2 protein-coding genes are annotated in these 770 nt (G+C 41.9%); one reads left to right on the forward strand and one right to left on the reverse strand.

What is annotated here, in order from left to right; all coding sequences use genetic code 11:
* Nucleotides 1–260: LysR family transcriptional regulator (locus A3738_RS05235; RefSeq protein WP_231876540.1), on the reverse strand; the 260-nt coding region annotated here is incomplete at its 3' end.
* Nucleotides 261–426: 166 nt separating this feature from the next.
* Between A3738_RS05235 and A3738_RS05240 the strand changes: the two genes are divergently transcribed.
* A partial coding sequence (locus A3738_RS05240; RefSeq protein WP_197473612.1) for a hypothetical protein occupies nucleotides 427–770 on the forward strand: 344 nt, incomplete at its 3' end.

Here is a 770-nt window from a genome sequence, read left to right on the forward strand (position 1 = left end):
GGCAATATCACTTTCTGTTCAAGGTCCGTTGAACTCAAAGTGAAAGTTCGTGTAACAGTTTTAGGCTCGAAAGTTTCAGGTTCTAATAACGCTTCAATTGACTCAATAATGTGTTCCACTTTTAACTGGAGTGATTCTGCAAATGGCGTGGGGATCACGCCGTTACTGGTTCGCACAAATAAGCGATCATCTAGCGTATCGCGTAACTTACGGAGTTGATCACTCACGGCTTGTTGCGTGACTCCCAGCTGGTCAGCCACGCGAGACAAATTTCTTTCTTGTAACAGAGCTCTTAATACTTGCAGTTGTCGGATATCGATTCTGTTTAAAGGTTTCACTTGTATCACTCATCGGAAGGTCTTGTTTCTAATTGTATCTGTAGATCCTTAAACTCGCATCATCTATTTCTTGTTTGAGGTTCAAACCATGCATGCTGAATACCGAGTGAACTATGCGACACCTGGAATTGATCACGTATATGATCAAACACACCTTGGACCCGGTAGTGAACAGTTAATTGATTCTATCGATCGCAGGGTGGTAAGCGTAAAAGATGGGCGTCTGGAAAACGAAACTTACTCATTAGACAAAAACGGTTTCGAGTTAACGAATCTTGAGCTTGGATTCTCTGACTATGAGAATGATGAGGCTATACAAAGTGTCTTATATCCAAAGGTTGCAGAGTGGTTGCGATCAAGACATGGCGCCAACGTTGTAAAAGTGTTCGATCATACTTACCGCTCTATGAATAGAAATGATCTAAGCGTTCA

It is taken from the genome of Oleiphilus sp. HI0066 (assembly GCF_001635725.1).